We start from the raw sequence: 19,585 nt of genomic DNA, 5'->3' as shown, positions 1-19,585 counted from the left end.
CCGCCATGCCGTCAGGCGCGACCAAGGTCGCAAATGCTTGGGGTATGAACTTTGGGTAAAACTGTTGTGGATTGTGCACGCGGGCCAGCCCTGTTAGCGTGGCGAGCCTGCGACTCTGTTCGAGGAGGGACCCTATGTTCAAGCCGCAATTGATCACCCTGCAACGTGGCGCGTTGCGCATCGAACCGATGGTCGATGCCGATATTCCCGCCCTGATCAGCCTGGCCGAAGCCAATCGCCAGGAGCTGGTGCATATGAGCGGCACCCAGCGCCTTGACTGGTATCGTCAGGGCCTGCTCGAGCAGCGCGAAGGCAAGGCCTTGCCCTTTGTCATTCGCCTGGGCGATCAGCTGGTAGGTACCACCCGTTTCGGCGACTTTATGAGCACGCTGCCCGCCGCCGAGATCGGCTGGACCTGGCTCGACCGCGGCCAGCATGGCACCGGGCTGAATACCACGGTGAAATACCTGATGCTCAAACATGCCTTCGAGCACTGGGGTCTGGTGCGCGTGCAACTGAAAACCGCGGCCAGCAACCTGCGCTCGCAACGCGCCATCGAAAAACTCGGAGCCGTGCGCGAGGGGCAGCTGCGCAATCACCGGCGCCTGGCCGACGGGCGTCTGGATGACAGCGTGCTGTACAGCATCACCGACCATGACTGGCCGGCGATCAAGCTGCAGCTGGAGGCGCGCTTCAGCGGTTGACCTATGCAGCCGCTGACGGGAGAGGAGCGCGCACGCTTCAGCACCAGTGAGGATTTGCACGGCCTGGAGCTGTTGTCCGCGCGCTTTATCGAGCACCGTTTCGCCCCGCATGTGCATGACGGTCATGTGATCGCCGTGCTTGAAGCCGGTGCCGAACGTTATCGCTATCGCGGCGTTGAGCACCTGGCGGGTGCTGGCAGCATCGCCCTGCTCAATCCGGATGAAGTACACACCGGTTCCAAGGGCGTCGAGCAGGGCTGGCAGTACCGGGTGTTCTACCCGCCGCCCGGCACGCTCGAGACGCTGTTGGCCGAACTCGATTTGCCCCATGCCGTGCCGCCCATGTTCCACGATACCGTGCATCAGGACCCGGCTCTGGCGGCGCGTTTGAGTGCGCTGCACCGGCTGCTGGAGGACCCGCAGGCCTGCGCCCTGCAGCGCCAGACCCTCTGGCGTGAAGTGATGCTCGAGTTGCTGCAGCGCTATGCACGCCTGCCGTCACCGGGTGGCGTCGCTCAGGAACCGCGTGCCGTGGCGCTGGGCAAGGAACTATTGGCCAGTCAGCTGTGCGAACCGCCATCGCTGGAGCAGCTGGCGGCCGCGGTCAATCTGTCGCCTTTCCATTTCGCCCGGGTATTTCGCCGCGCCACTGGCCTGCCGCCCCATGCCTGGCTCAAACAGCGGCGGCTGGAGCAGGCGCGGGGCCTGCTGAAAAGCGGCTGCACACCCCTGAACGTAGCCCTGCAGCTGGGCTACGCCGACCAGAGTCATCTGAGCCGGCAGTTCAAGCAGGCCTATGGGGTCGCCCCGGGTGAATACCGTAAGGCCTGCAGCGTGACGACCTAGGGTTTGCTGCGAACGCTGCGCGGCATTGCGCAAGATTGTTCAAGACGGCGCACAGGGTATCGGGCAGGCTTGGCGGTCTGGAGGATTCGCCATGAGCCGTTCGCGTAATTTCATCTATGGCTGCCGGGACTCCGTCCCGATGATAGTCGGCATCCTGCCTTTCGGTCTGATCTACGGCGCGCTGGCCAGCCTGGCCGGTCTGAGTCTGTGGCAGGCGCTGGGCATGTCGCTGCTGGTGTATGCCGGTTCGGCGCAGTTTATTGCCATCAGCCTGCTCAGCCTGGGCAGTGGCATGGTGGTGATACTGCTCACCACTCTGGTCGTCAATCTGCGCCACGTGCTCTACAGCGCGGCCCTACAGCCCTATGTCGGGCAGCTGGGGCAAGCCTGGCGGGTGCCGTTGGCGTTCGGTCTAACCGACGAAACCTTTGCCGTGGTGCAGCGCCGCTACCTGTCCCGCGGCATGACTGAGCATGGCCAGTGGTACCACGCCGGGGTGGCTCTGGCGCTGTACCTGTCCTGGATATCCAGCTCGTTGGTGGGTGCGCTGTTCGGTCACAGCGTGCCCAATCTGGCGGGCTGGGGCCTGGATTTCGCCATGCTGGCGACCTTTATCGGTATCGTCGTGCCGGCGCTGCGCAGTCAGCCGCAGATTGCCGCCGCCCTGGTGGCCGCAGCGGTGGCGTTGCTCTGCCATGCCTGGCCGTACAAGCTGGGGCTAATGGCCGCGGCCTTGAGCGGGATCGCCATCGGTGTGGCGCTGGAGCGGCGCGAGTCGCCGGCGACGGTCGAGGAGGGCGTGCGATGAGCATCTGGCTGCTGATTCTCGGCATGGCGCTGATTACCTTTGTGATCCGCTACAGCCTGTTCGCCTTTCCCGATCTGCGTTTTCCGCCCCTGGTGCGCCAGGGCCTGCACTATGTGCCCACCGCGGTGCTGACGGCCATTGTGGTGCCGGGCATGCTGCTGCCCGATGGCCAGCAGTGGGCCCTGGCCCTGGACAATGCCTACCTGCTGGCAGGGCTGGCGTGTATCGCCATCGCCGCGCTCACCCGACACCTGCTGGCCACCATCGGCGGCGGCTTGCTGGTGTTCTTTCTATTGCGTTGGTGGCTCGGTCAGTTGCCGCTTTAACTGCGATATATCGCCGGCTTTGCAGTAAAAAGCCGGCTTTGTTGTGGCTTTGCGGGGTGCTCTTGCAGTCAAATGCTGGACGACCCGCTTGGCCACTGCATACAGGTACACGGACGATGACCGAACAATCCCAATTCGCGTTGCTGGGTAAGAAGCGCTTCCTGCCATTTTTCCTCACCCAGCTGCTGGGTGCCTTCAATGACAATATCTTCAAGCAGTCGCTGATTCTGGCGATTCTCTTCAAGATCAGCGCCGATGCCGACAAGAGCCTCTTGGTCAATCTTTGTGCGCTGCTGTTTATCCTGCCGTTTTTCCTGTTTTCTGCCCTGGGCGGCCAGTTCGGCGAGAAGTTTCCCAAGGACGCGCTGATCCGCAAGATCAAGCTGGCCGAGATCGTCATCATGCTGCTGGGCGCGACCGGGGTGCTATTGGGCAGCCTGCCGCTGATGCTGGCGGTGCTGTTCGCCATGGGCACCCAGTCGGCGCTGTTCGGCCCGGTGAAGTACTCGATCCTGCCCCAGCATCTGCGCGAGGAAGAACTGGTCGGCGGCAATGCCCTGGTGGAAATGGGCACCTTCCTGGCCATTCTCGCCGGCACCATTGGCGCTGGCATCATCATGGCCAGTACGGGCTACGCCAGCATCGTCGCGGCGTCGGTGGTGACGGTGGCGGTGCTCGGTTATCTGGCCAGTCGCGCCATTCCCAGCGCCCATGCGGCGATGCCCGAACTCCGGCTGGACTGGAATATCCTGCGTCAGTCCTGGCTGATCATGAAGCTCGGCCTGGGCCAGCGCCCGGCGGTGTCGCGCTCACTGATCGGCAATTCCTGGTTCTGGTTTCTCGGTGCGGTGTACCTGACGCAGATTCCAGCCTATGCCAAGGAGTGGCTGTACGGCGACGAGAGCGTGGTGACCCTGATTCTCACCGTGTTCTCACTGGGCATAGGCCTGGGCTCGATGCTCTGCGAGCGCATGAGCGGGCACAAGGTGGAAATCGGCCTGGTACCGTTCGGCTCCATCGGCCTGACCCTGTTCGGCATGCTGCTGTGGTGGCATTCCGGCGGCTTCCCCCAGGCCGAACTGGCCCATGACTGGCAGGCGGTGCTGAGTTACGGTCAGGCCTGGTGGATTCTCGGTTCGATTCTGGGCATCGGCCTGTTCGGCGGCTTCTATATCGTGCCGCTGTACGCGCTGATCCAGTCGCGCACCGTGGAGCACGAGCGGGCACGGGTAATCGCCGCCAACAACATCCTCAATGCCCTGTTTATGGTGATTTCGGCTATTGCCTCGATCCTGTTTCTGACGGTGGCCGAGCTGTCGATTCCGCAGCTGTTTCTGACCATTTCGCTGATGAACATCGCGGTCAACAGCTACATCTTCAAGATCGTCCCCGAATTCAGCATGCGTTTTCTGATCTGGCTGCTCAGCCACTCGATGTACCGGGTCGAGCACAAGGGGCTGGAGGCGATTCCCGATGAGGGCGCGGCGGTGCTGGTGTGCAACCACGTGTCCTTTGTCGATGCGCTGCTGATCGGCGGTGCGGTGCGCCGGCCGGTGCGCTTTGTCATGTACTACAAGATCTACAACCTGCCGGTGCTCAACTTTATCTTCCGCACCGCCGGCACGGTGCCAATTGCCGGGCGCAACGAAGACCTGCTGATCTACGATGCGGCGTTCAAGAAAATCGCCGAATACCTGCGTAACGGCGAGGTGGTGTGCATCTTCCCGGAAGGCAAGCTGACCGGCGATGGTGAGCTCAACGAGTTCAAGAACGGCATCGAGCGGATCATCGAGGAAAACCCGGTGCCGGTGATTCCCATGGCCCTGCAGGGCTTGTGGGGCAGCTTCTTCAGCCGTGCGCCGGGCAAGGGCTTGTTCAAACGCATTTGGTCGCGCATCACTTTGGTAGCCGGTACGCCGGTAGCGCCCGAGCTGGCCAAGCGCGAGCTATTGCAGGCCCAGGTGGAGGCGCTGCGCGGGGATTGGCGTTGATGCGGGGTTGTCGCGGCTAAAGCCCCTCCCACAGAACCTGGTTATTGCACTCGTTCGATGACTCCGGTTCGTAGGGAGCGTGGGGCCGCCTAGGCCGCGCGCACCAGCGTTCCCGCTTGCCAGTGGTGCGCACGGCGCACCCTACATTGGTCAGTCGCCTTTGCTTGAACATGGGTTATTGCGAGACGGCACACTAGTGACTCAGCTTGAGTCCGACCAGCCCGCAGACGATCAGCGCCACGCTGGCGATGCGCAGCAGGGTCATGGCCTCGCCAAACAGCATGATCCCCGCAATCACCGTGCCGACGGCACCGACACCGGTCCAGATTGCATAGGCGGTGCCCAGGGGCAATTCCTTCATGGCCAGGCCGAGCAATGCCAGGCTGACGATGATCGCCGCAACGGTCAGTAGAGTGGGGAGAGGGCGGGTAAAACCGTCGGTGTATTTCAGGCCGACAGCCCAACCGACTTCGAACAGGCCGGCCAGCAGCAGAATGAACCAGGACATACAAACCTCCAAAACAGTTAGAGGGGTCGTCCCGTATTGATCACTCGCGCAGTGGTGAGGTCGTCCTCACGCTGTGCAGTATTTTGTACATTGGCAGGGGCAGGGCAAGCCGCAGAGGATCAATGGTTCCTCTGCGGCCTTGCAATGGCTTAGCAGGCCGTTGAAAAACTACCTACGTTGCCGATACTGCGTTAAAAACAGGCTCAAAATGCTCATTTACAATACGTAAACTCCGCTTTTTCGCCTGTTTTTGCCTTGTCTCGGCTGCCTCGCCTACATTTTTCAACGGCCTGTTAGATCCCCTGGGGAATTTCTTCACCGCCCAGGGCTTCGAACAGCGCCGGGAGGAAGTCCACCAGGGTCAGCATCATCAGGGTGAAGCTGGCGTCCTGCTGGCCGAGGTCGTCGTCGCCGCCGTCCTGTTCGGCCTGATCCTGCAGCAGGTCTTCGAAGCGCAGGCGCTTGACCACCAGCTTGTCGTCGAGCACGAAGGACAGCTTGTCCTGCCAGGCCAGGGACAGCTGGGTGACCTGCTTGCCGGAGGTCATGTGCAGCTGGATTTCATCGCTGGTCAGGTCCTGACGTTTGCAGCGCACTACGCCGCCATCTTCGTGGGTGTCGCGCAGTTCGCATTCGTCCAGTACATGGAAGTCGGCGGCTGCCTGCTGGGTCTTGACCCAGTCGGTGAGGGTCGCGCTGGGGGCGATCTTCACGGTCAGCGGGCGCACCGGTAGCGAGCCGATGGCCTCGCGCAGAGTCGACAGCAGGTCTTCGGCACGCTTGGCGCTGGCCGAGTCGACCAGGATCAGGCCCTGTTTCGGCGCGATGGCGGCGAAGGTAGCGGATTTACGAATAAAGGCGCGCGGCAGGAAGGTCTGCACGATCTCGTCCTTGAGCTGGTCGCGCTCCTTCTTGTAGACCTTGCGCATCTGCTCGGCTTCAATTTCGTCGACCTTGTCCTTCAGCGCATCGCGCACCACGCTGCCCGGCAGGATGCGTTCTTCCTTGCGCGCGGCAATCAGCAGGAAGTCACCACTGACATGCACCAGAGGGGCGTCGCCGCCCTTGCCAAAGGGGGCGATAAAACCGTAGGTGCTGAGCTCCTGGCTGGCACACGAGCGGGCCGGTTTGGCTGAGAGGGCCGTTTCGAGCGCTTCGGCGTCAAACGGGATGTCCTGGGTAAGGCGATAAACCAGCAGGTTGCGAAACCACATAAGGGGGTGACTCTCCATTAACAGGCCTGCCGGCAGTGGCAGGCAGCATAAGCCGTCAGGGCCTGGTTCCAGTCCAGATCCAGGTGCGCAGATCGTTGCGACTCGCTGCGCGGCTTGCAAGTTGCATTCGGGGGCGCATTATTCTCCCCTTGGCGGTTTAGGCCAACCCTGCGCTAAGCCTTTGCTATGTCGATAAAAAATATTTAAATCAGGGCTTGCCAAGGTGCGGGTGGCTGTCTAGAATGCGCCCCACTTCGAGAGTGAAGGGTGATTAGCTCAGCTGGGAGAGCATCTGCCTTACAAGCAGAGGGTCGGCGGTTCGATCCCGTCATCACCCACCAAACTCGCTTTTTGAAGTTACGCGCAGCGGTAGTTCAGTCGGTTAGAATACCGGCCTGTCACGCCGGGGGTCGCGGGTTCGAGTCCCGTCCGCTGCGCCATTTTTCTCCTCGCTTCATCTCCCCAGTGACACTTCGCAAGACCCTTTAAAGCATTCGCTTAATTCCGCTAAACATCTGAACTTATACGCATTTTCTGTCTCCTAACACGGTAGCCAGTGATCGCGGCAGCCTGCTAAGCTCGCGCTTTCACTCGATAGCCCTCGGGCGCACCGAACAAGGATCAAGCATGAAACAGCATCGTTTAGCGGCGGCGGTCGCCCTGGTAGGGTTGGTTCTCGCGGGTTGCGATTCGCAAACCAGCGAAATCACTCTGGAAACTCCAGCACAGAAAGCCTCCTACGGCATTGGTCTGAACATGGGCAAGAGCCTGGCTCAGGAAGGCATGGATGACCTGGATTCCGACGCCGTTGCCCAAGGCATCGAAGACGCCATCGGCAAGAAAGAACAGCGCCTGAAGGACGAAGAGCTGATCGAAGCCTTCGCTTTCCTGCAGAAGCGTGCTGAAGAGCGCATGGTCGCCCTGAACGAAGAGTCGGCCAAGGCCGGCAAGAAATTCCTCGACGACAACGGCAAGCGTGAAGGCGTGGTTACCACTGCTTCCGGCCTGCAGTACGAAGTGGTCAAGAAGGCCGAAGGTGCCCAGCCGAAAGCCACCGACGTGGTAACTGTTCACTACGAAGGCAAGCTGACCGACGGCAGCGTATTCGACAGCTCCATCGAGCGTGGCAGCCCCATCGACCTGCCGGTCGGTGGCGTGATCCCAGGTTGGGTTGAAGGCCTGCAGCTGATGCACGTTGGCGAGAAGTACAAGTTGTATATCCCGAGCGAGCTGGCCTATGGCGAGCAGAGCCCGACGCCGGCCATTCCGGCCAACTCGGTGCTGGTGTTCGATCTGGAACTGATCGCCATCAAGGACGCTAACGCCGAAGCCGAAGCTGCCAGCGAAGAGTAATAAGCCTCTGCTGTGTACAGCGCCCCGTCTCGACGGGGCGTTGTTGTTTCTGCCCTCGGTAAAGTGCTTTCAAGCGTGACTGAAGGGTCTTGAAAAAGCATTATCGAGGTATGGCTGTTACGGTTATGCACATTTTCCATAGTCTTTGTCGGGGCCTGCGACAAGATGCCCATAGAAACCATTTGTTATTTTTAACTTATTGATTTATATGGATTTTAAGGTGGTGGATAAAAAATACCCGATCCGTGGCGAGGCCGCATGGGCTGGGCGTTTGCAGGGGTTATAGATAATCTGTTCACAAGGTTATCCACAGCTTTAGTGGATAACCCGGGCCAGCCCAGTAAGCATGCGGGATTGAAGGGATAAGGCGATGAAAGCTCCGAAAAGATTCGCGCGTTACCTGCTTTTGGCACAACGTTTTCTCGGCGCAGGACGTTTACCCGGGTTGCTCCTGTCGGTGGCGCACAAACGGGAAAAGGCCGGGGCCTCTCTGGCGGCCTTGCGCGGCGATCTGGAGCTTTTGCAGGGGTTGTGTCTGGCCTGGTGGCGGGGCGAGTACCGAGCCGTCAGCCGGCAAGCGTTACTGGCGGTTGTGGCGGCCTTGCTGTACTTCGTTACCCCCATGGATGCGCTACCGGACTGGTTGCCGGCGATCGGCTTTGTCGACGACCTGGCAGTGCTGGCCTGGGTGCTGCGTACCTGGCGCGAGGAACTTGCGGCATTTCAGGCCTGGCGCATGGCCCAGTCTCCCGAGACATTGCGCGAGATAGAGCGTTTGCCGGTGGCGGATGAGCCGCAGCAGGGGCTGGAGAACTAGGTTTCAGGCTGTTCAGGTATCGCCCAGCAGCCGGTTGATTGCCGCTTGATCGCGCAAGGTCTGCAGTGGTGCGTCCAGCAGCTTGGTCAGCTTGAAGCTGGCGGGGCGGCGCATCTCGATAATGGCGTCCAGGCGCTGTTTGCGCGGCAGGTTCAGGCCGCTGCCGGGGTCTCGCAGGTCCTGGCGGATGATCTGCTGGTTGGCGAATGCGGCCATCAGCGGAACGCCGTAGACATAACCGGGCTGTTCGCTGGCCTGCTGGCCAAGGCGATAGATAAAACCGCCGTGCAGTTGCTGTGCGACCACCTCGACATAGGGCATGCCATCGGCGGTGGCGAAGCCCCAGCGTATCTCCTCGGCGCTGCTCCACGCGCTGCAACTGGTCAGTACTGGGAATGGCAATCTACGCAAGGCACGGCCCTCGGTGTGCACTGGGTGTCGCAGGGGCAGCATAGAACACGCGTTTTGCCGCAGCGGGCTGTTAAGATGCGGACCTGAACTGGAGTGGCTAAGAGAGTGCCTGGGGCGTTGTGTCGCTGTTGTTGCGAGTCATTGGCGTCCCAGCCTTGGCATGGAGATGGATAGATGAATGTGCAGGTGATCGAGCGCGACGGTGAGCCGGAATATGCGGTATTGCCCTGGGCGCAGTATCAGGCGTTATTGCAGGCGGCCGGGCGCACAGCCCCAGCAGCCGAACAGGCTGCCCCCGTGGGGCGGCCGAACTTGAGCCAACTGGCGGCTCTGCGTGAGGCCAAAGGCCTGAGCGCCGAGCAGCTGGCGCGCAACGTGGGCATCAGCCCGCATTATCTGGGCATGATCGAAAGCGGCGAGCGTCAGCCGGATGCCGCTATTCAGCGCGCCCTGGCCTGGCATCTGGGTGTGGATGGTTGGGAGTTACAGCCTTGAGCGTGAGCATCAGTCGACAACACTGGCAAGCTCTGCTCGCCGAGCTTGAGGATGCCCAGCGGCAACGGCATTTGCTGACCTACAGGGCGCTGATCGAGCGGCTGGCACTGCCCAGCCCGGCGATGCAGACCCTGGCAGCGGCCCTGGAGCATCTGGCGGCCATGGACGCACGGGCCGAGCGCCCGCTGCGCAGTGCCCTGGTGATCAGTCAGGGTGCCAGTCGTCTGCCGCGCACCGGCTTCTTTGAATGCGTGAGTCGCCTGGGCCGCTTTAGCGGTGCGTCCGATGGCATCGCCGCAGCCTCCTGGCATGCTGCTGAAGTGGCTCGGGTGTTCGAGTTCAGCTACCCGGAAGACGCCTGATGTTCGGCGCGCTGCGTGCGCGTGTCGGCTATCTGCTGGCGCGCCGCCTGTTCCATTGGGCCTGGCTGGTCAGGCAACCGCGAGCCTGGCGCTGGCTGGAAGGGCAGTTTGCCCGCATGGCCAATCTGGGTGATTGTCAGGCGCAAAGCTTCTACGGACATATTCTGCTGTTTCGCGGTCAGGGTCTGGGCGCACGCATTGAAGGTCGGCGTTTGCTCGGTCTGGCGGCCAGGGCTGGCGATGCCAAGGCCGCCTACCAGCTCGGCGTGCTGAGCCTGGCGGGTGATACCCAGCATGCCGCGGATGCGCAGCAGGCCATCTACTGGTGGACCCTGGCCGCGCAAGCCGGGCATCCGGCGGCGGCCTATCGTCTGGCTGAGTTGTACCGCACTGGCGCTGCGGGTGTTGCCGCCGATGCGGCGCAGGCCGAGCATTTCTCTGCGCTGTCCAATCGCCTGAGTGGCCTCTGATCTAGCCGGCCAGCCTTTGTGATCAGGCCGCCGTGTCGGCCTGGGTATCGATGATATGCAGGCTGTAACCCGGTACCGCCTTGGCGTGGCGTTTGGCCTCCGAGGCCAAGGCTGCCAGCTGGCTGGCATCCAATAGCGCGCACTGCTCGGGGTGCACATGCACCACCCCCAGGGACAGCGAGAGCAGGGCGTATTCCTGCCGTTTACCGCTGCGGTCATGGGCGACAAAGCAGCCCGCGTGCAGGTCTTCTTCGCGGTAGAAGCGCCGGCACTGGCTCTGGAAATCTTCCAGCAGGCGATTGAGCCGCGCGCGCCAGTCCTGTGAGCCGAGCACCAGCAGAAAGTCGTCGCCGCCGATATGGCCGACAAAATCTCGCGCCGGGTCGACCCGGTCGTTCAGGCACTGCGCCAGGCTCAGCAGCACTTCGTCACCCTTGGCGTAGCCGTAGATATCGTTGAACGGCTTGAAGTTGTCGATATCCACATAACACACCACGGCTTCGCGGCTCTGCTGCAACAAGCGGGTCAGGCACTGCTGGATCGGCACGTTGCCCGGCAGCAGGGTCAGCGGGTTGGCGTAGCGGGCCTGCTGGATCTTCAGTTCGGTAATCAGCTTGAGCACATCGATCACCCGGCCCAGGCCGACATAGCGGCCGTTTTCAATGATGATGAAGTCTTCTTCGATACGCTGGCGGGCGCGGCTGGTAAGCAGGCGGCTGACCTGCTGCAGCGACTGGCTGGACTCCACCGCCAGATAGTCATCGCTCATCAGCCGGCTGATCGGTTTGCGGGCGAACAGTTCGTTGGCGAAGGGCTTGAGCAAGGCTTCGGCCAATAAATGGCGATGCACAATGCCGGCGGGCTCTTGTGCCTCGTTGAGTACCGCCAGCGAGTTCAGGTTGGCCTGGGCGCGAAACATTTCCAGCACTTCGCTGGTGGGGGTGCTCAGGGCCACTGCATGTTGTGGATTGAGCAAGCCGCGCAGGTCGCTGGCTTCTTCGCTGAGCGGGCTGCTGGTCGAGGCACTGGGCAGCAGATTGAAGGCATCACGCGGTGGCTGTTCCTGCGGGCGGCAGAGCAGGTATCCCTGAAGCAGGTCGACGCCCATTTCCGCCAGCACGGCCAGTTCCTCGGGCAATTCGATGCCTTCGGCAATTACCTGGGCGCGGGAGGCCTTGGCCATTTTCAGGATGGAGCCGACAAACTCGCGCTTGACGGTGTCCTGATGGATGCCATCGATAAAGTGACGGTCGATCTTCACATAGTCCGGGCGCAGCTCAGACCACAGGCGCAGGCTCGAATAACCGGCACCGAGGTCATCCAGGGCAATGGAAAAGCCCATGGCGCGGTAGTGGTGCAGAGCGGTGTCGAGCAGGGCGAAATCGTCGGTAGGCGATTGCTCGGTCAGTTCGATCACCACCTGGCTCGGTGGAATACCCAGGGTTTGCAGGAGCTGCAGGGTGCGCCCCGGCTGGTGCTTGGGTTCCATCAACGAGTCCGGCGAGACGTTGAGAAACAGCTTGCCCTCAAGCTTGAGCTGGCTGAAGCGCCGGCAGGCATTCTTGCGGCAGAGCAGTTCCAGCTCACTCAGGCGGCCTGCGCTGCGCGCCACGGCAAACAGGTTGATCGGTGAGTGCAGGGCGCTGTTGGACGGGCCGCGGCTGAGGGCTTCGTAGCCGAGGATGCGCCGCTCGGAGAGCGAGAAAATGGGTTGAAACAGGCTGTGCAGGTCGCCATTGGCGAGGATGGAGTCCAACGCGCTGAACTGCTCGGTGACGGTCATGGCGGCTCTCTGTGCATAAAAAAACGGGGACTGGCTTGCGACCAGTCCCCGCATTTCACGACAGTTTGATGACCCTTTGATGACGCTCGCTGTTTAGTGTTTGGCCAGGCGAGTGTTCAAACCGAGGTAGTCGAGCAGGATACGCCCGGTTTCGGTGAGGTAGGCATCATCTTCCGGTTTGGTTTTCTTGTCCTCAGCCGGCAATGCGTCCTCGTCCTCTACCTTGAGCTTGCTCAGCAAGGTTTCGCCCTTGGCCTTGCGCAGACCGTTCTCGATGGCCAGTTGCTTGCTCTCGATATCGCTGTGCTGGGCGCGCCGCTTGCTCTCGTTGAGGCTGACGGTGGTTTCTTCCATCAGCGTCTGCGACAGCTGCAGGCGTTGGCGAGCGAAGGTGAAGTCGGCGTTATTGGCCGTACGGTTGTCGTAGCGGGACTGCAGTTCAGCGAGGAACGGCTTGATCGGGTCCAGCTCCGGCTTGATCGCCGGCTTGATGCTGTCCCATGGCAGGGCCTCGGGCAGGGCGCTCTCGCCGATTTCCTTGGTGTCCATGATGTCCGGGTACTGGATGTCCGGAATCACCCCCTGGTGCTGGGTGCTCTGCCCGGAAACCCGGTAGAACTTGGCCAGGGTCAGCTTCAGCTCGCCATGGTTGAGCGGCTGGATGGTCTGTACCGTGCCCTTGCCGAAGGTCTGGCCGCCGAGAATCAGCGCGCGGTGGTAGTCCTGCATGGCACCGGCGAAGATCTCCGAGGCCGAGGCGGACAGGCGATTGACCAGCACGGCCAGCGGGCCTTTGTAGTAGATGCCGGTGTTTTCATCGGCCAGCACATCGACGCGACCGTCGCTGTTGCGCACCAGTACGGTGGGACCCTGGTCGATAAACAGGCCGGTCAGTTCGGTGGCTTCCTGCAGCGAGCCGCCGCCGTTGTTGCGCAGGTCGATGACCACACCGTCGACTTTTTCCTTTTCCAGCTCGGTAAGCAGGCGTTTGACGTCGCGAGTGGTGCTCTTGTAATCCGGATCGCCGGCACGGAAGGCCTTGAAGTCCAGGTAGAAGGCCGGGATCTCGATGATGCCCAGCTTGTAGTCGTTGCCTTCATGGGTGAGCTTGAGTACCGACTTCTTCGCCGCCTGCTCTTCCAGCTTGACCGCCTCGCGGGTGATGGCGACCACTCTGCTGGTCTGGTCATTCGGTGCATTGCTGGCCGGGATGATTTCCAGGCGGACCTTGGAGCCTTTCGGACCGCGGATCAGCTTGACCACTTCATCCAGGCGCCAGCCGATCACGTCGACCATTTCCTTGTCGCCCTGGGCGACGCCGATGATCTTGTCGGCGGGGGCGATCTGCTTGCTCTTTTCCGCAGGGCCGGCCGGAACCAGGCGCACCACCTTGACGTGTTCGTTGTCGCTCTGCAGCACGGCACCGATACCTTCCAGCGACAGGCTCATATTGATGTCGAAGTTCTCCGCGTTATCTGGGGAGAGGTAGGTGGTGTGAGGGTCGTAGGACATGGCGAAGGCGTTGATGTAGGACTGGAATACATCTTCGCCACGGGTTTGCTGCAGACGTGCCTGCTGGTTCTTGTAGCGCTTGATCAGCAGTTCCTGGATGGCCTTGGGTTCCTTGCCGGCGATTTTGAGACGCAGCACTTCATCCTTGACGCGTTTGCGCCAGAGGTCGTCGAGGGCAGCAAGGTTCTTGGCCCAGGGCGCGTTTTCACGGTCGATCAGCAGGGTTTCATCGACCCCGAAGTCGATCTTGTCGACCCCCTGTTCGAGCATGTCCAAGGCGAACTGCAGGCGACTCTGCAAGCGCTCTAGGTGGCGTTTGTAGATGATAAAACCGGGTTCCAGGTTCCCGCTTTTGAGCAGGTCGTCGAAGCTGGTGCTCCATTGATCGAACTCGGCAATATCGCCTGCGGTGAAGTAACTGCGCGAGGGATCGAGCATCTTCAGGTAGCCCTGATAGATCTTTACCGAGCGCTCATCATTCAGCGGTGGCTTGTTGTAGTGGTGGCGCTTGAGCAGTTCGACCACGTTGAGGCTGGCAATCACCTGCTCGCGGTCAGGCTGCAGATACTCCCAGGAATCGACGCTGGTGGTTTTCGCCGCCAACGGCAAGGCGCTCAGCGCAACTGAGAAGGCAAGGGTGACGCTAAGCAGGGATCGCTTCATGCTAATTCGACGTGTGGGCAGTTGATAACGCATATTAGGCCGTCAATAAGGGCGCCCGGTTCCATCGGCGCAATGCAAAAGCCCGGCGCTCAGCGCCAGGCCAGGGTTTAAATGCACTATGGAGGCAGCGTGAAGGCATTGCAAGGCGTTGAAGGCCGTGTGGTATGGGCGCAGCAACCCGCTCCGGCCTGTGATGTGGGGGAAATTCGCATTCGCGTAGGGGCTGCCGGACTCAATCGTGCCGACTTGTTGCAGCGCGCCGGGCTCTATCCGCCACCGCCTGGTGTCAGCCAGGTGCTGGGCCTGGAGTGTGCCGGTATCGTCAGCGAGGTGGGGGCCGGTTGCGACTGGCAGGTGGGCGATCGGGTCTGCGCGCTGCTGGCCGGTGGCGGCATGGCCGAGGAGGTGGTGGTCGACGCCCGTCATGCCCTGCCCGTGCCTGAGGGCGTGACGCTGCAGGAAGCCGCGGCGCTGCCCGAGGTGTTCGCTACCGCCTGGCTCAATCTGTTTCAGTTGGCCGGCCTCAGGCCCGGCGAGAAGGTGTTGCTGCATGCCGGTGCCAGTGGCGTCGGCTCGGCGGCTATCCAGCTGTGCCGGGCCTTTGGCAGCCCGTGCTGGGTCAGTGTCGGCTCCCCGGAGCGTCTGGCCTACTGTGAAGCCCTGGGGGCTCAGGGCGGTGCGCTGCGTGGTGATGAGCCGCTGCAGGCCCTGGGCGACTTCGGCCCTTTCGATGTGATTCTCGATCCGGTCGGCGGCAATTACGCGGCGCTCAACCTGGGGCTGCTGGCTCAGGACGGACGCTGGGTCAACATTGGCCTGATGGGGGGGCGCAAGGCCGAACTGGACTTTGCCCTGCTGTTGGGCAAACGCATCCAGCTGATCGGCTCGACCCTGCGCAGCCGCGACGAGCAGTTCAAGGCTGCGCTGCTGCACGATCTGCAGCAGTTCGTCTGGCCGCTGTTCGCCGAAGGGCGGCTCAAGCCGAACCTGCAGGGCAGTTTCCCGGTCGAAGAGGCCGAAGCGGCTTTTGCCGAGCTGGCGAGCAATCGGGTCAACGGCAAGCTGGTGCTAGTGATAGATCCGACCCTAGTATAAACCGGTGTGTCGATTGGCTTAATCAATCGAAACCATGGCGGCAATCAATAAGCTTTCTGCGCCGAAGTGGCTAAGATTCGCCCTGTAGCTTTTTCAACCCTCACAAGGAATCCACGATGTCTCTTATCAACACCCAGGTTCAACCGTTCAAGGCCAATGCGTTCCATAACGGTAAGTTCATCGAAGTGACCGAGCAATCCCTGAAAGGCCAGTGGTCGGTACTGATCTTCATGCCGGCTGCCTTCACCTTCAACTGTCCGACTGAAATCGAAGACGCTGCCAACAACTACGCTGCGTTCCGCGACGCCGGCACCGAAATTTACATCGTCACCACCGACACCCACTTCTCCCACAAGGTCTGGCACGAAACCTCACCTGCCGTAGGCAAGGCTCAGTTCCCGCTGGTGGGTGATCCGACCCACGCCCTGACCAACGCTTTCGGCGTGCATATCGCAGAAGAAGGCCTGGCCCTGCGCGGCACCTTCCTGATCAACCCGGAAGGCGTGATCAAGACCGTTGAAATCCACTCCAACGAAATCGCTCGCGACGTATCGGAAACCCTGCGCAAGCTGAAAGCTGCCCAGTACACCGCTGCTCACCCAGGCGAAGTGTGCCCAGCCAAGTGGAAAGAAGGCGAGAAGACTCTGGCTCCGTCGCTGGACCTGGTTGGCAAGATCTAAAAACGCCCGGGAAACTACTGCGCTCGGCCAGCCTACGGCTGTTACTCACGATGGTCGTTGCGCCTTGCCTGACCTTCGCTCGCAACGTTTCCCAATGCGTTTTCTGCTGATCCATGCGCTAAGGGCTGTAATCCAGCCTTACTAGTGCCCGATGCCCGGGCGCGATCCGCCCGGGCATTTTATTGCCCAAAATTCTTGTCATTGAGGACTATCCGCCATGTTGGACGCTAACCTGCAAACCCAGTTGAAGGCCTACCTGGAAAAGGTCACCCTGCCGTTCGAGATCGTCGCGTCCCTCGATGACAGCGCGAAATCCCAGGAGCTGCTCGAACTGCTCCAGAGCATCGTCGGCCTGACCGACAAGATCACCCTGAAGATCAATGGCAGCGATGCTCGCCGTCCGTCGTTCTCGCTCAACCGCCCTGGTGCGGACATCGGCCTGACCTTCGCCGGCATCCCCATGGGCCACGAGTTCACCTCGCTGGTACTGGCGCTGCTGCAGGTAGGCGGTCACCCGTCCAAGCTGGATGCCGAAACCATCGCGCAGATTCAGGCTGTTGAAGGCAAGTTCGAGTTCGAGACCTACTTCTCGCTGTCCTGCCAGAACTGCCCGGACGTGGTTCAGGCGCTGAATCTGATGGCCGTGCTCAACCCGAATATTCGCAACGTCTCCATCGACGGCGCGCTGTTCCAGGAAGAGGTCGAGCGCCGCCAGATCATGGCCGTGCCGAGCATCTACCTGAATGGTGAGGTGTTCGCCTCCGGCCGTATGGAAGTAAAGGAAATACTCGCCAAGATCGACACCGGTGCCGCCAGCCGCGATGCTGAGAAGATGAGCGCCAAGCAGGCTTTCGACGTGCTGGTGGTCGGTGGTGGCCCGGCGGGCGCGGCGGCGGCTATCTATGCCGCGCGCAAAGGCATCCGTACCGGCGTCGCCGCCGATCGTTTCGGCGGTCAGGTGCTGGATACCATGGCCATCGAGAACTTTATCTCGGTGCAGGAAACCGAAGGGCCGAAGCTGGCTCGCGCTCTGGAAGAGCACGTCAAGCAGTACGAAGTCGACATCATGAACCTGCAGCGCGCCACGGCGCTGATCCCGGCCCAGGGTGAGGGTGGCCTGCATGAAGTGCAGTTCGCAAGCGGTGCATCGCTTAAAGCCAAGACCCTGATCCTGGCCACTGGTGCACGCTGGAGGGAGATGAACGTACCCGGTGAGCAGGAATACCGCGGCAAGGGCGTGGCCTACTGCCCGCATTGCGACGGCCCGCTGTTCAAGGGCAAGCGGGTGGCGGTGATCGGCGGCGGCAACTCCGGCGTGGAAGCGGCCATCGACCTGGCCGGCATCGTTGCCCATGTCACCCTGATCGAGTTCGACAGCCAGTTGCGCGCCGATGCGGTGCTGCAGAAGAAGCTCGCCAGTCTGGCCAATGTGACCATTATCAAGAGCGCGCTGACCACCGAGGTTCAAGGCGACGGGCAGAAGGTCAGTGCCCTGGTCTACAAGGACCGCAACACTGACGAGCTGCACAGCATCGCGCTGGAAGGCATCTTCGTGCAGATCGGCCTGTTGCCCAACAGCGACTGGCTCAAGGGCGTGATTGAGCTGTCGCCCCGTGGCGAGATCATCGTCGATGCCAAGGGCGGTACCAATGTGCCTGGCGTATTTGCCGCCGGTGACGTGACTACCGTGCCGTACAAGCAGATCGTTATCGCCGTGGGCGAGGGTGCTAAGGCCTCCCTGAGCGCCTTCGATCACCTGATTCGCAGCTAATAAGCTAGAAGCTCTAGGTCGCACAAGAGCGGACAACCTTCACGGGTTGTCCGCTTTTTTGTGCAGGCTTTAAGCACCAAAGCGCTGCAACTGCATCTCCTGCAAACGGCTTAGGGTGCGGCGAAAGGCGAAGCTCAGGTAGCCCTCGGTATAGAGTTCGGCGAGTGGCACCTGGGCTTCGAGGTACAGCGGCACCTTGCGGTCGTAGCACTCATCCACCAGGGCGATAAAGCGCCGCACGCTGTCATCCTTGACCGACAGGGCGGGCAACTGGCGATCACCGGCCTGCACCCGTTCCACGCCATCTTCGGTGCCGCGGGCGATCTTCGCCGCCCGTTGCGGGCTGCTCAGGTTCGGCACTTCGCTGAGCAGAATGGCCTGGAAACGGTCGCACAGGGCGATAAAGTCCGGCGCGGCCAAGGGCTGTTCGCACAGATCGGCAAAACGGCACCAGAGCACGCTGTCGCAGTGGCGCAGGGCCTGCACGCTGCGGTTACCGAGCGTGAGCGGTTGATCACTGCTGGGCTTGCCTGCGGCCAGCTGACTAAAGGCCCGACTGAGCACACTGGGCAGCCCGGGCGTGGCGACCCAGTAGCGGGTATGGGCGGTGCCAGGGTGCAGGCGGTGGTCTTGCTCGCCGTTGAGGCTCACCACTTGCATATGCCGCTGCAGGGCGGCCACCGCAGGCAGAAAACGTTCGCGGTTGAAACCTTCGGCATACAGCAGTTCAGGCGGCTGGTTGGAGGTGGCCACCAGCACCACGCCCTGTTCGAACATCACCTGGAACAGGCGGCCGAGAATGATCGCATCGCCGATATCGCTGACAAACAGCTCGTCGAAGCACAACACGCGCACCTCAACGCTCAACTCCACGGCCAGCGCCTGTAGCGGGTCCGGCGTGCCGGTGAGCTGAAACAGGCGCATATGCACCCAGCGCATAAAGTGGTGAAAGTGCTGACGCCGCGCCGGGACCTTCAGGCCTTTGTAGAAGCTGTCCATCAGCCAGGTCTTGCCGCGCCCCACCGGCCCCCACAGGTAGACCCCGCTCACGGGCTGGGTCGCTGTGGTTTGGTGCAAGGCCTGATGGCAGTCGTGCAAGGCCTGGGCGGCCTGCCACTGCGCGGGGTCGGATTTGAAACCGTCGCGGTCGATGGCTTGCTGGTAGGCGGCGAGCGGGGAGCTGCAGTCCATCAGCGCGCCTCGATCCGCTTGTGCATACACACCGCACTGGCGGGGCAGAGGCTGGAGAATTCGGCGGTCTGGCGGATTGGTTCAGGCACGCCGGCTCGCTCGACGCTGCTGTAACCACGACGGCTGAAGAAGGTTTCGGCGCTGTTGGTCAGCAGGTACAGCTCGCGCACACCGAGTTGCTGTGCATAGGCTTCGATCTCGGTGACCAGTGCGCTGCCATAACCCTTGCCGCGCGCCTCTGGGCTGACCACCAGTGAGCGCAGCAGCGCCACCTCGCCATAAGGCTGCAGGCCGATCAGCGCTTCGGGTGCCTGCGCAGGACCGGCAGCGATAAAGTGCGCGAAGTGTTCGGCCGTAAGGTCGGCCGTTGGCAGTCCGGCCGCGGCCAGTAACGCCTTGGCGGCCGCAGCCGGCGGATAACGGTAAACGTTCATGGGTGTCCAGGTGGGCGAGACAATCGGGTCGGCGTCGCGCTGCTACTTTACCCGAGCGTTTGGCAAAGGCTACAGCTGAGTTGGTGGCTGTCGACATGCCTGGCTCTTGTAGGTGTGGGCGGGGCGCGTGGTTTCACGACCGCGATACACG

General features: G+C 61.7%; 20 protein-coding genes and 2 tRNA genes. 15 read left to right on the top strand and 7 right to left on the bottom strand.

Translation table 11 applies throughout. The features are described from left to right. Window positions 1-134 precede the first annotated feature (134 nt). The 5 genes from WMW70_RS11555 to WMW70_RS11535 all read left to right on the top strand — a co-directional run bounded on the left by WMW70_RS11555 (window position 135) and on the right by WMW70_RS11535 (window position 4,675). Window positions 135-704, top strand: a complete 570-nt coding sequence (locus tag WMW70_RS11555; protein ID WP_341437660.1) for a GNAT family N-acetyltransferase — start codon at window positions 135-137, stop codon at window positions 702-704. 3 nt (window positions 705-707) lie between these two features. Continuing rightward, a complete protein-coding gene (locus WMW70_RS11550; RefSeq protein ID WP_341437659.1) occupies window positions 708-1,550 on the top strand; it encodes a helix-turn-helix transcriptional regulator in 843 nt (280 codons plus the stop codon). A 91-nt stretch (window positions 1,551-1,641) separates the two neighbouring features. Beyond that, window positions 1,642-2,358 (top strand): AzlC family ABC transporter permease, encoded by a 717-nt coding sequence (locus WMW70_RS11545; protein ID WP_341437658.1) that lies wholly within the window; start codon window positions 1,642-1,644, stop codon window positions 2,356-2,358. Next, on the top strand, window positions 2,355-2,684 hold the full coding sequence (locus WMW70_RS11540) for an AzlD domain-containing protein (RefSeq protein WP_341437657.1): 330 nt from the start codon (window positions 2,355-2,357) through the stop codon (window positions 2,682-2,684). Before WMW70_RS11545 ends, WMW70_RS11540 begins: the two co-directional genes overlap by 4 nt. Before the next feature lie 116 nt (window positions 2,685-2,800). Then, on the top strand, window positions 2,801-4,675 hold the full coding sequence (locus WMW70_RS11535; RefSeq protein ID WP_341437656.1) for an MFS transporter: 1,875 nt from the start codon (window positions 2,801-2,803) through the stop codon (window positions 4,673-4,675). A 193-nt stretch (window positions 4,676-4,868) separates the two neighbouring features. On the opposite strand, the gene sugE is transcribed toward WMW70_RS11535, so the two are convergent. Together sugE and rdgC are read right to left on the bottom strand one after the other, a co-directional pair. Continuing rightward, window positions 4,869-5,183 carry a quaternary ammonium compound efflux SMR transporter SugE gene (gene sugE, locus WMW70_RS11530; protein WP_341437655.1) on the bottom strand — a complete coding sequence of 105 codons (315 nt, stop codon included), beginning with the start codon at window positions 5,181-5,183 and terminating at the stop codon, window positions 4,869-4,871. Between the two features lie 293 nt (window positions 5,184-5,476). Further along, the gene (rdgC, locus tag WMW70_RS11525) at window positions 5,477-6,397 is read right to left on the bottom strand and encodes a recombination-associated protein RdgC (RefSeq protein WP_341437654.1); all 921 of its coding nucleotides are present in this window, start codon (window positions 6,395-6,397) and stop codon (window positions 5,477-5,479) included. 265 nt (window positions 6,398-6,662) lie between these two features. Here rdgC and WMW70_RS11520 point away from each other — a divergent pair. The 4 genes from WMW70_RS11520 (at window position 6,663) to WMW70_RS11505 (ending at window position 8,567) form a co-directional block, all read left to right on the top strand. After that, window positions 6,663-6,738 (top strand) — tRNA-Val (locus tag WMW70_RS11520). Window positions 6,739-6,760: 22 nt separating this feature from the next. Next, window positions 6,761-6,837 (top strand) — tRNA-Asp (locus WMW70_RS11515). A 187-nt stretch (window positions 6,838-7,024) separates the two neighbouring features. Further along, entirely contained in the window at window positions 7,025-7,750 is a 726-nt protein-coding gene (locus WMW70_RS11510; protein ID WP_341437652.1) for an FKBP-type peptidyl-prolyl cis-trans isomerase, read from the top strand. A 370-nt stretch (window positions 7,751-8,120) separates the two neighbouring features. Further along, entirely contained in the window at window positions 8,121-8,567 is a 447-nt protein-coding gene (locus WMW70_RS11505; RefSeq protein WP_341437651.1) for a YkvA family protein, read from the top strand. A gap of 12 nt (window positions 8,568-8,579) precedes the next feature. On the opposite strand, the gene WMW70_RS11500 is transcribed toward WMW70_RS11505, so the two are convergent. Then, window positions 8,580-8,978, bottom strand: a complete 399-nt coding sequence (locus tag WMW70_RS11500) for a hypothetical protein (RefSeq protein WP_341437650.1) — start codon at window positions 8,976-8,978, stop codon at window positions 8,580-8,582. Window positions 8,979-9,152: 174 nt separating this feature from the next. Between WMW70_RS11500 and WMW70_RS11495 the strand changes: the two genes are divergently transcribed. The 3 genes from WMW70_RS11495 to WMW70_RS11485 are packed head-to-tail and all read left to right on the top strand — an operon-like array spanning window position 9,153 to window position 10,305. Then, entirely contained in the window at window positions 9,153-9,473 is a 321-nt protein-coding gene (locus WMW70_RS11495) for a helix-turn-helix domain-containing protein (RefSeq protein WP_341437649.1), read from the top strand. Then, a complete protein-coding gene (locus tag WMW70_RS11490; protein WP_325509116.1) occupies window positions 9,470-9,835 on the top strand; it encodes a hypothetical protein in 366 nt (121 codons plus the stop codon). The genes WMW70_RS11495 and WMW70_RS11490 overlap by 4 nt, the downstream gene beginning before the upstream one ends. Next, window positions 9,835-10,305: a sel1 repeat family protein gene (locus tag WMW70_RS11485; RefSeq protein ID WP_341437648.1), complete on the top strand. Its 471-nt coding sequence runs from the start codon at window positions 9,835-9,837 to the stop codon at window positions 10,303-10,305. The genes WMW70_RS11490 and WMW70_RS11485 overlap by 1 nt, the downstream gene beginning before the upstream one ends. Window positions 10,306-10,327: 22 nt before the next feature. On the opposite strand, the gene WMW70_RS11480 is transcribed toward WMW70_RS11485, so the two are convergent. Next, window positions 10,328-12,088: a bifunctional diguanylate cyclase/phosphodiesterase gene (locus WMW70_RS11480; RefSeq protein WP_341437647.1), complete on the bottom strand. Its 1,761-nt coding sequence runs from the start codon at window positions 12,086-12,088 to the stop codon at window positions 10,328-10,330. A gap of 93 nt (window positions 12,089-12,181) precedes the next feature. Continuing rightward, on the bottom strand, window positions 12,182-14,263 hold the full coding sequence (locus WMW70_RS11475; RefSeq protein WP_341437646.1) for a carboxy terminal-processing peptidase: 2,082 nt from the start codon (window positions 14,261-14,263) through the stop codon (window positions 12,182-12,184). Window positions 14,264-14,392: 129 nt separating this feature from the next. Between WMW70_RS11475 and WMW70_RS11470 the strand changes: the two genes are divergently transcribed. The 3 genes from WMW70_RS11470 (at window position 14,393) to ahpF (ending at window position 17,809) form a co-directional block, all read left to right on the top strand. After that, the gene (locus WMW70_RS11470; protein WP_341437645.1) at window positions 14,393-15,358 is read left to right on the top strand and encodes an NAD(P)H-quinone oxidoreductase; all 966 of its coding nucleotides are present in this window, start codon (window positions 14,393-14,395) and stop codon (window positions 15,356-15,358) included. Between the two features lie 116 nt (window positions 15,359-15,474). Next, the gene (gene ahpC, locus WMW70_RS11465) at window positions 15,475-16,038 is read left to right on the top strand and encodes an alkyl hydroperoxide reductase subunit C (RefSeq protein ID WP_341437644.1); all 564 of its coding nucleotides are present in this window, start codon (window positions 15,475-15,477) and stop codon (window positions 16,036-16,038) included. 217 nt (window positions 16,039-16,255) lie between these two features. Further along, a complete protein-coding gene (gene ahpF, locus WMW70_RS11460) occupies window positions 16,256-17,809 on the top strand; it encodes an alkyl hydroperoxide reductase subunit F (protein WP_341437643.1) in 1,554 nt (517 codons plus the stop codon). A gap of 69 nt (window positions 17,810-17,878) precedes the next feature. On the opposite strand, the gene zapE is transcribed toward ahpF, so the two are convergent. Continuing rightward, window positions 17,879-19,000, bottom strand: a complete 1,122-nt coding sequence (gene zapE / locus WMW70_RS11455; RefSeq protein ID WP_341437642.1) for a cell division protein ZapE — start codon at window positions 18,998-19,000, stop codon at window positions 17,879-17,881. Continuing rightward, window positions 19,000-19,434 (bottom strand): arsenic resistance N-acetyltransferase ArsN2, encoded by a 435-nt coding sequence (arsN2, locus tag WMW70_RS11450; RefSeq protein WP_341437641.1) that lies wholly within the window; start codon window positions 19,432-19,434, stop codon window positions 19,000-19,002. The genes zapE and arsN2 overlap by 1 nt, the downstream gene beginning before the upstream one ends. Between the last annotated feature and the right edge of the window lie 151 nt (window positions 19,435-19,585).

Origin of the sequence: Pseudomonas sp. XK-1 (assembly GCF_038069885.1) — a bacterium.
GTDB lineage: Bacteria > Pseudomonadota > Gammaproteobacteria > Pseudomonadales > Pseudomonadaceae > Aquipseudomonas.
This window is presented reverse-complemented; position numbering and strand designations above follow the sequence as displayed.

Coding starts and splice junctions, on each gene's coding strand:
- WMW70_RS11555 (WP_341437660.1), top strand. CDS start 135: ATGTTCAAGCCGCAATTGATCACCCTGCAACGTGGCGCGTTGCGCATC.
- WMW70_RS11550 (WP_341437659.1), top strand. CDS start 708: ATGCAGCCGCTGACGGGAGAGGAGCGCGCACGCTTCAGCACCAGTGAG.
- WMW70_RS11545 (WP_341437658.1), top strand. CDS start 1,642: ATGAGCCGTTCGCGTAATTTCATCTATGGCTGCCGGGACTCCGTCCCG.
- WMW70_RS11540 (WP_341437657.1), top strand. CDS start 2,355: ATGAGCATCTGGCTGCTGATTCTCGGCATGGCGCTGATTACCTTTGTG.
- WMW70_RS11535 (WP_341437656.1), top strand. CDS start 2,801: ATGACCGAACAATCCCAATTCGCGTTGCTGGGTAAGAAGCGCTTCCTG.
- sugE (WP_341437655.1), bottom strand. CDS start 5,183: ATGTCCTGGTTCATTCTGCTGCTGGCCGGCCTGTTCGAAGTCGGTTGG.
- rdgC (WP_341437654.1), bottom strand. CDS start 6,397: ATGTGGTTTCGCAACCTGCTGGTTTATCGCCTTACCCAGGACATCCCG.
- WMW70_RS11510 (WP_341437652.1), top strand. CDS start 7,025: ATGAAACAGCATCGTTTAGCGGCGGCGGTCGCCCTGGTAGGGTTGGTT.
- WMW70_RS11505 (WP_341437651.1), top strand. CDS start 8,121: ATGAAAGCTCCGAAAAGATTCGCGCGTTACCTGCTTTTGGCACAACGT.
- WMW70_RS11495 (WP_341437649.1), top strand. CDS start 9,153: ATGAATGTGCAGGTGATCGAGCGCGACGGTGAGCCGGAATATGCGGTA.
- WMW70_RS11485 (WP_341437648.1), top strand. CDS start 9,835: ATGTTCGGCGCGCTGCGTGCGCGTGTCGGCTATCTGCTGGCGCGCCGC.
- WMW70_RS11480 (WP_341437647.1), bottom strand. CDS start 12,088: ATGACCGTCACCGAGCAGTTCAGCGCGTTGGACTCCATCCTCGCCAAT.
- WMW70_RS11475 (WP_341437646.1), bottom strand. CDS start 14,263: ATGAAGCGATCCCTGCTTAGCGTCACCCTTGCCTTCTCAGTTGCGCTG.
- ahpC (WP_341437644.1), top strand. CDS start 15,475: ATGTCTCTTATCAACACCCAGGTTCAACCGTTCAAGGCCAATGCGTTC.
- ahpF (WP_341437643.1), top strand. CDS start 16,256: ATGTTGGACGCTAACCTGCAAACCCAGTTGAAGGCCTACCTGGAAAAG.
- zapE (WP_341437642.1), bottom strand. CDS start 19,000: ATGGACTGCAGCTCCCCGCTCGCCGCCTACCAGCAAGCCATCGACCGC.
- arsN2 (WP_341437641.1), bottom strand. CDS start 19,434: ATGAACGTTTACCGTTATCCGCCGGCTGCGGCCGCCAAGGCGTTACTG.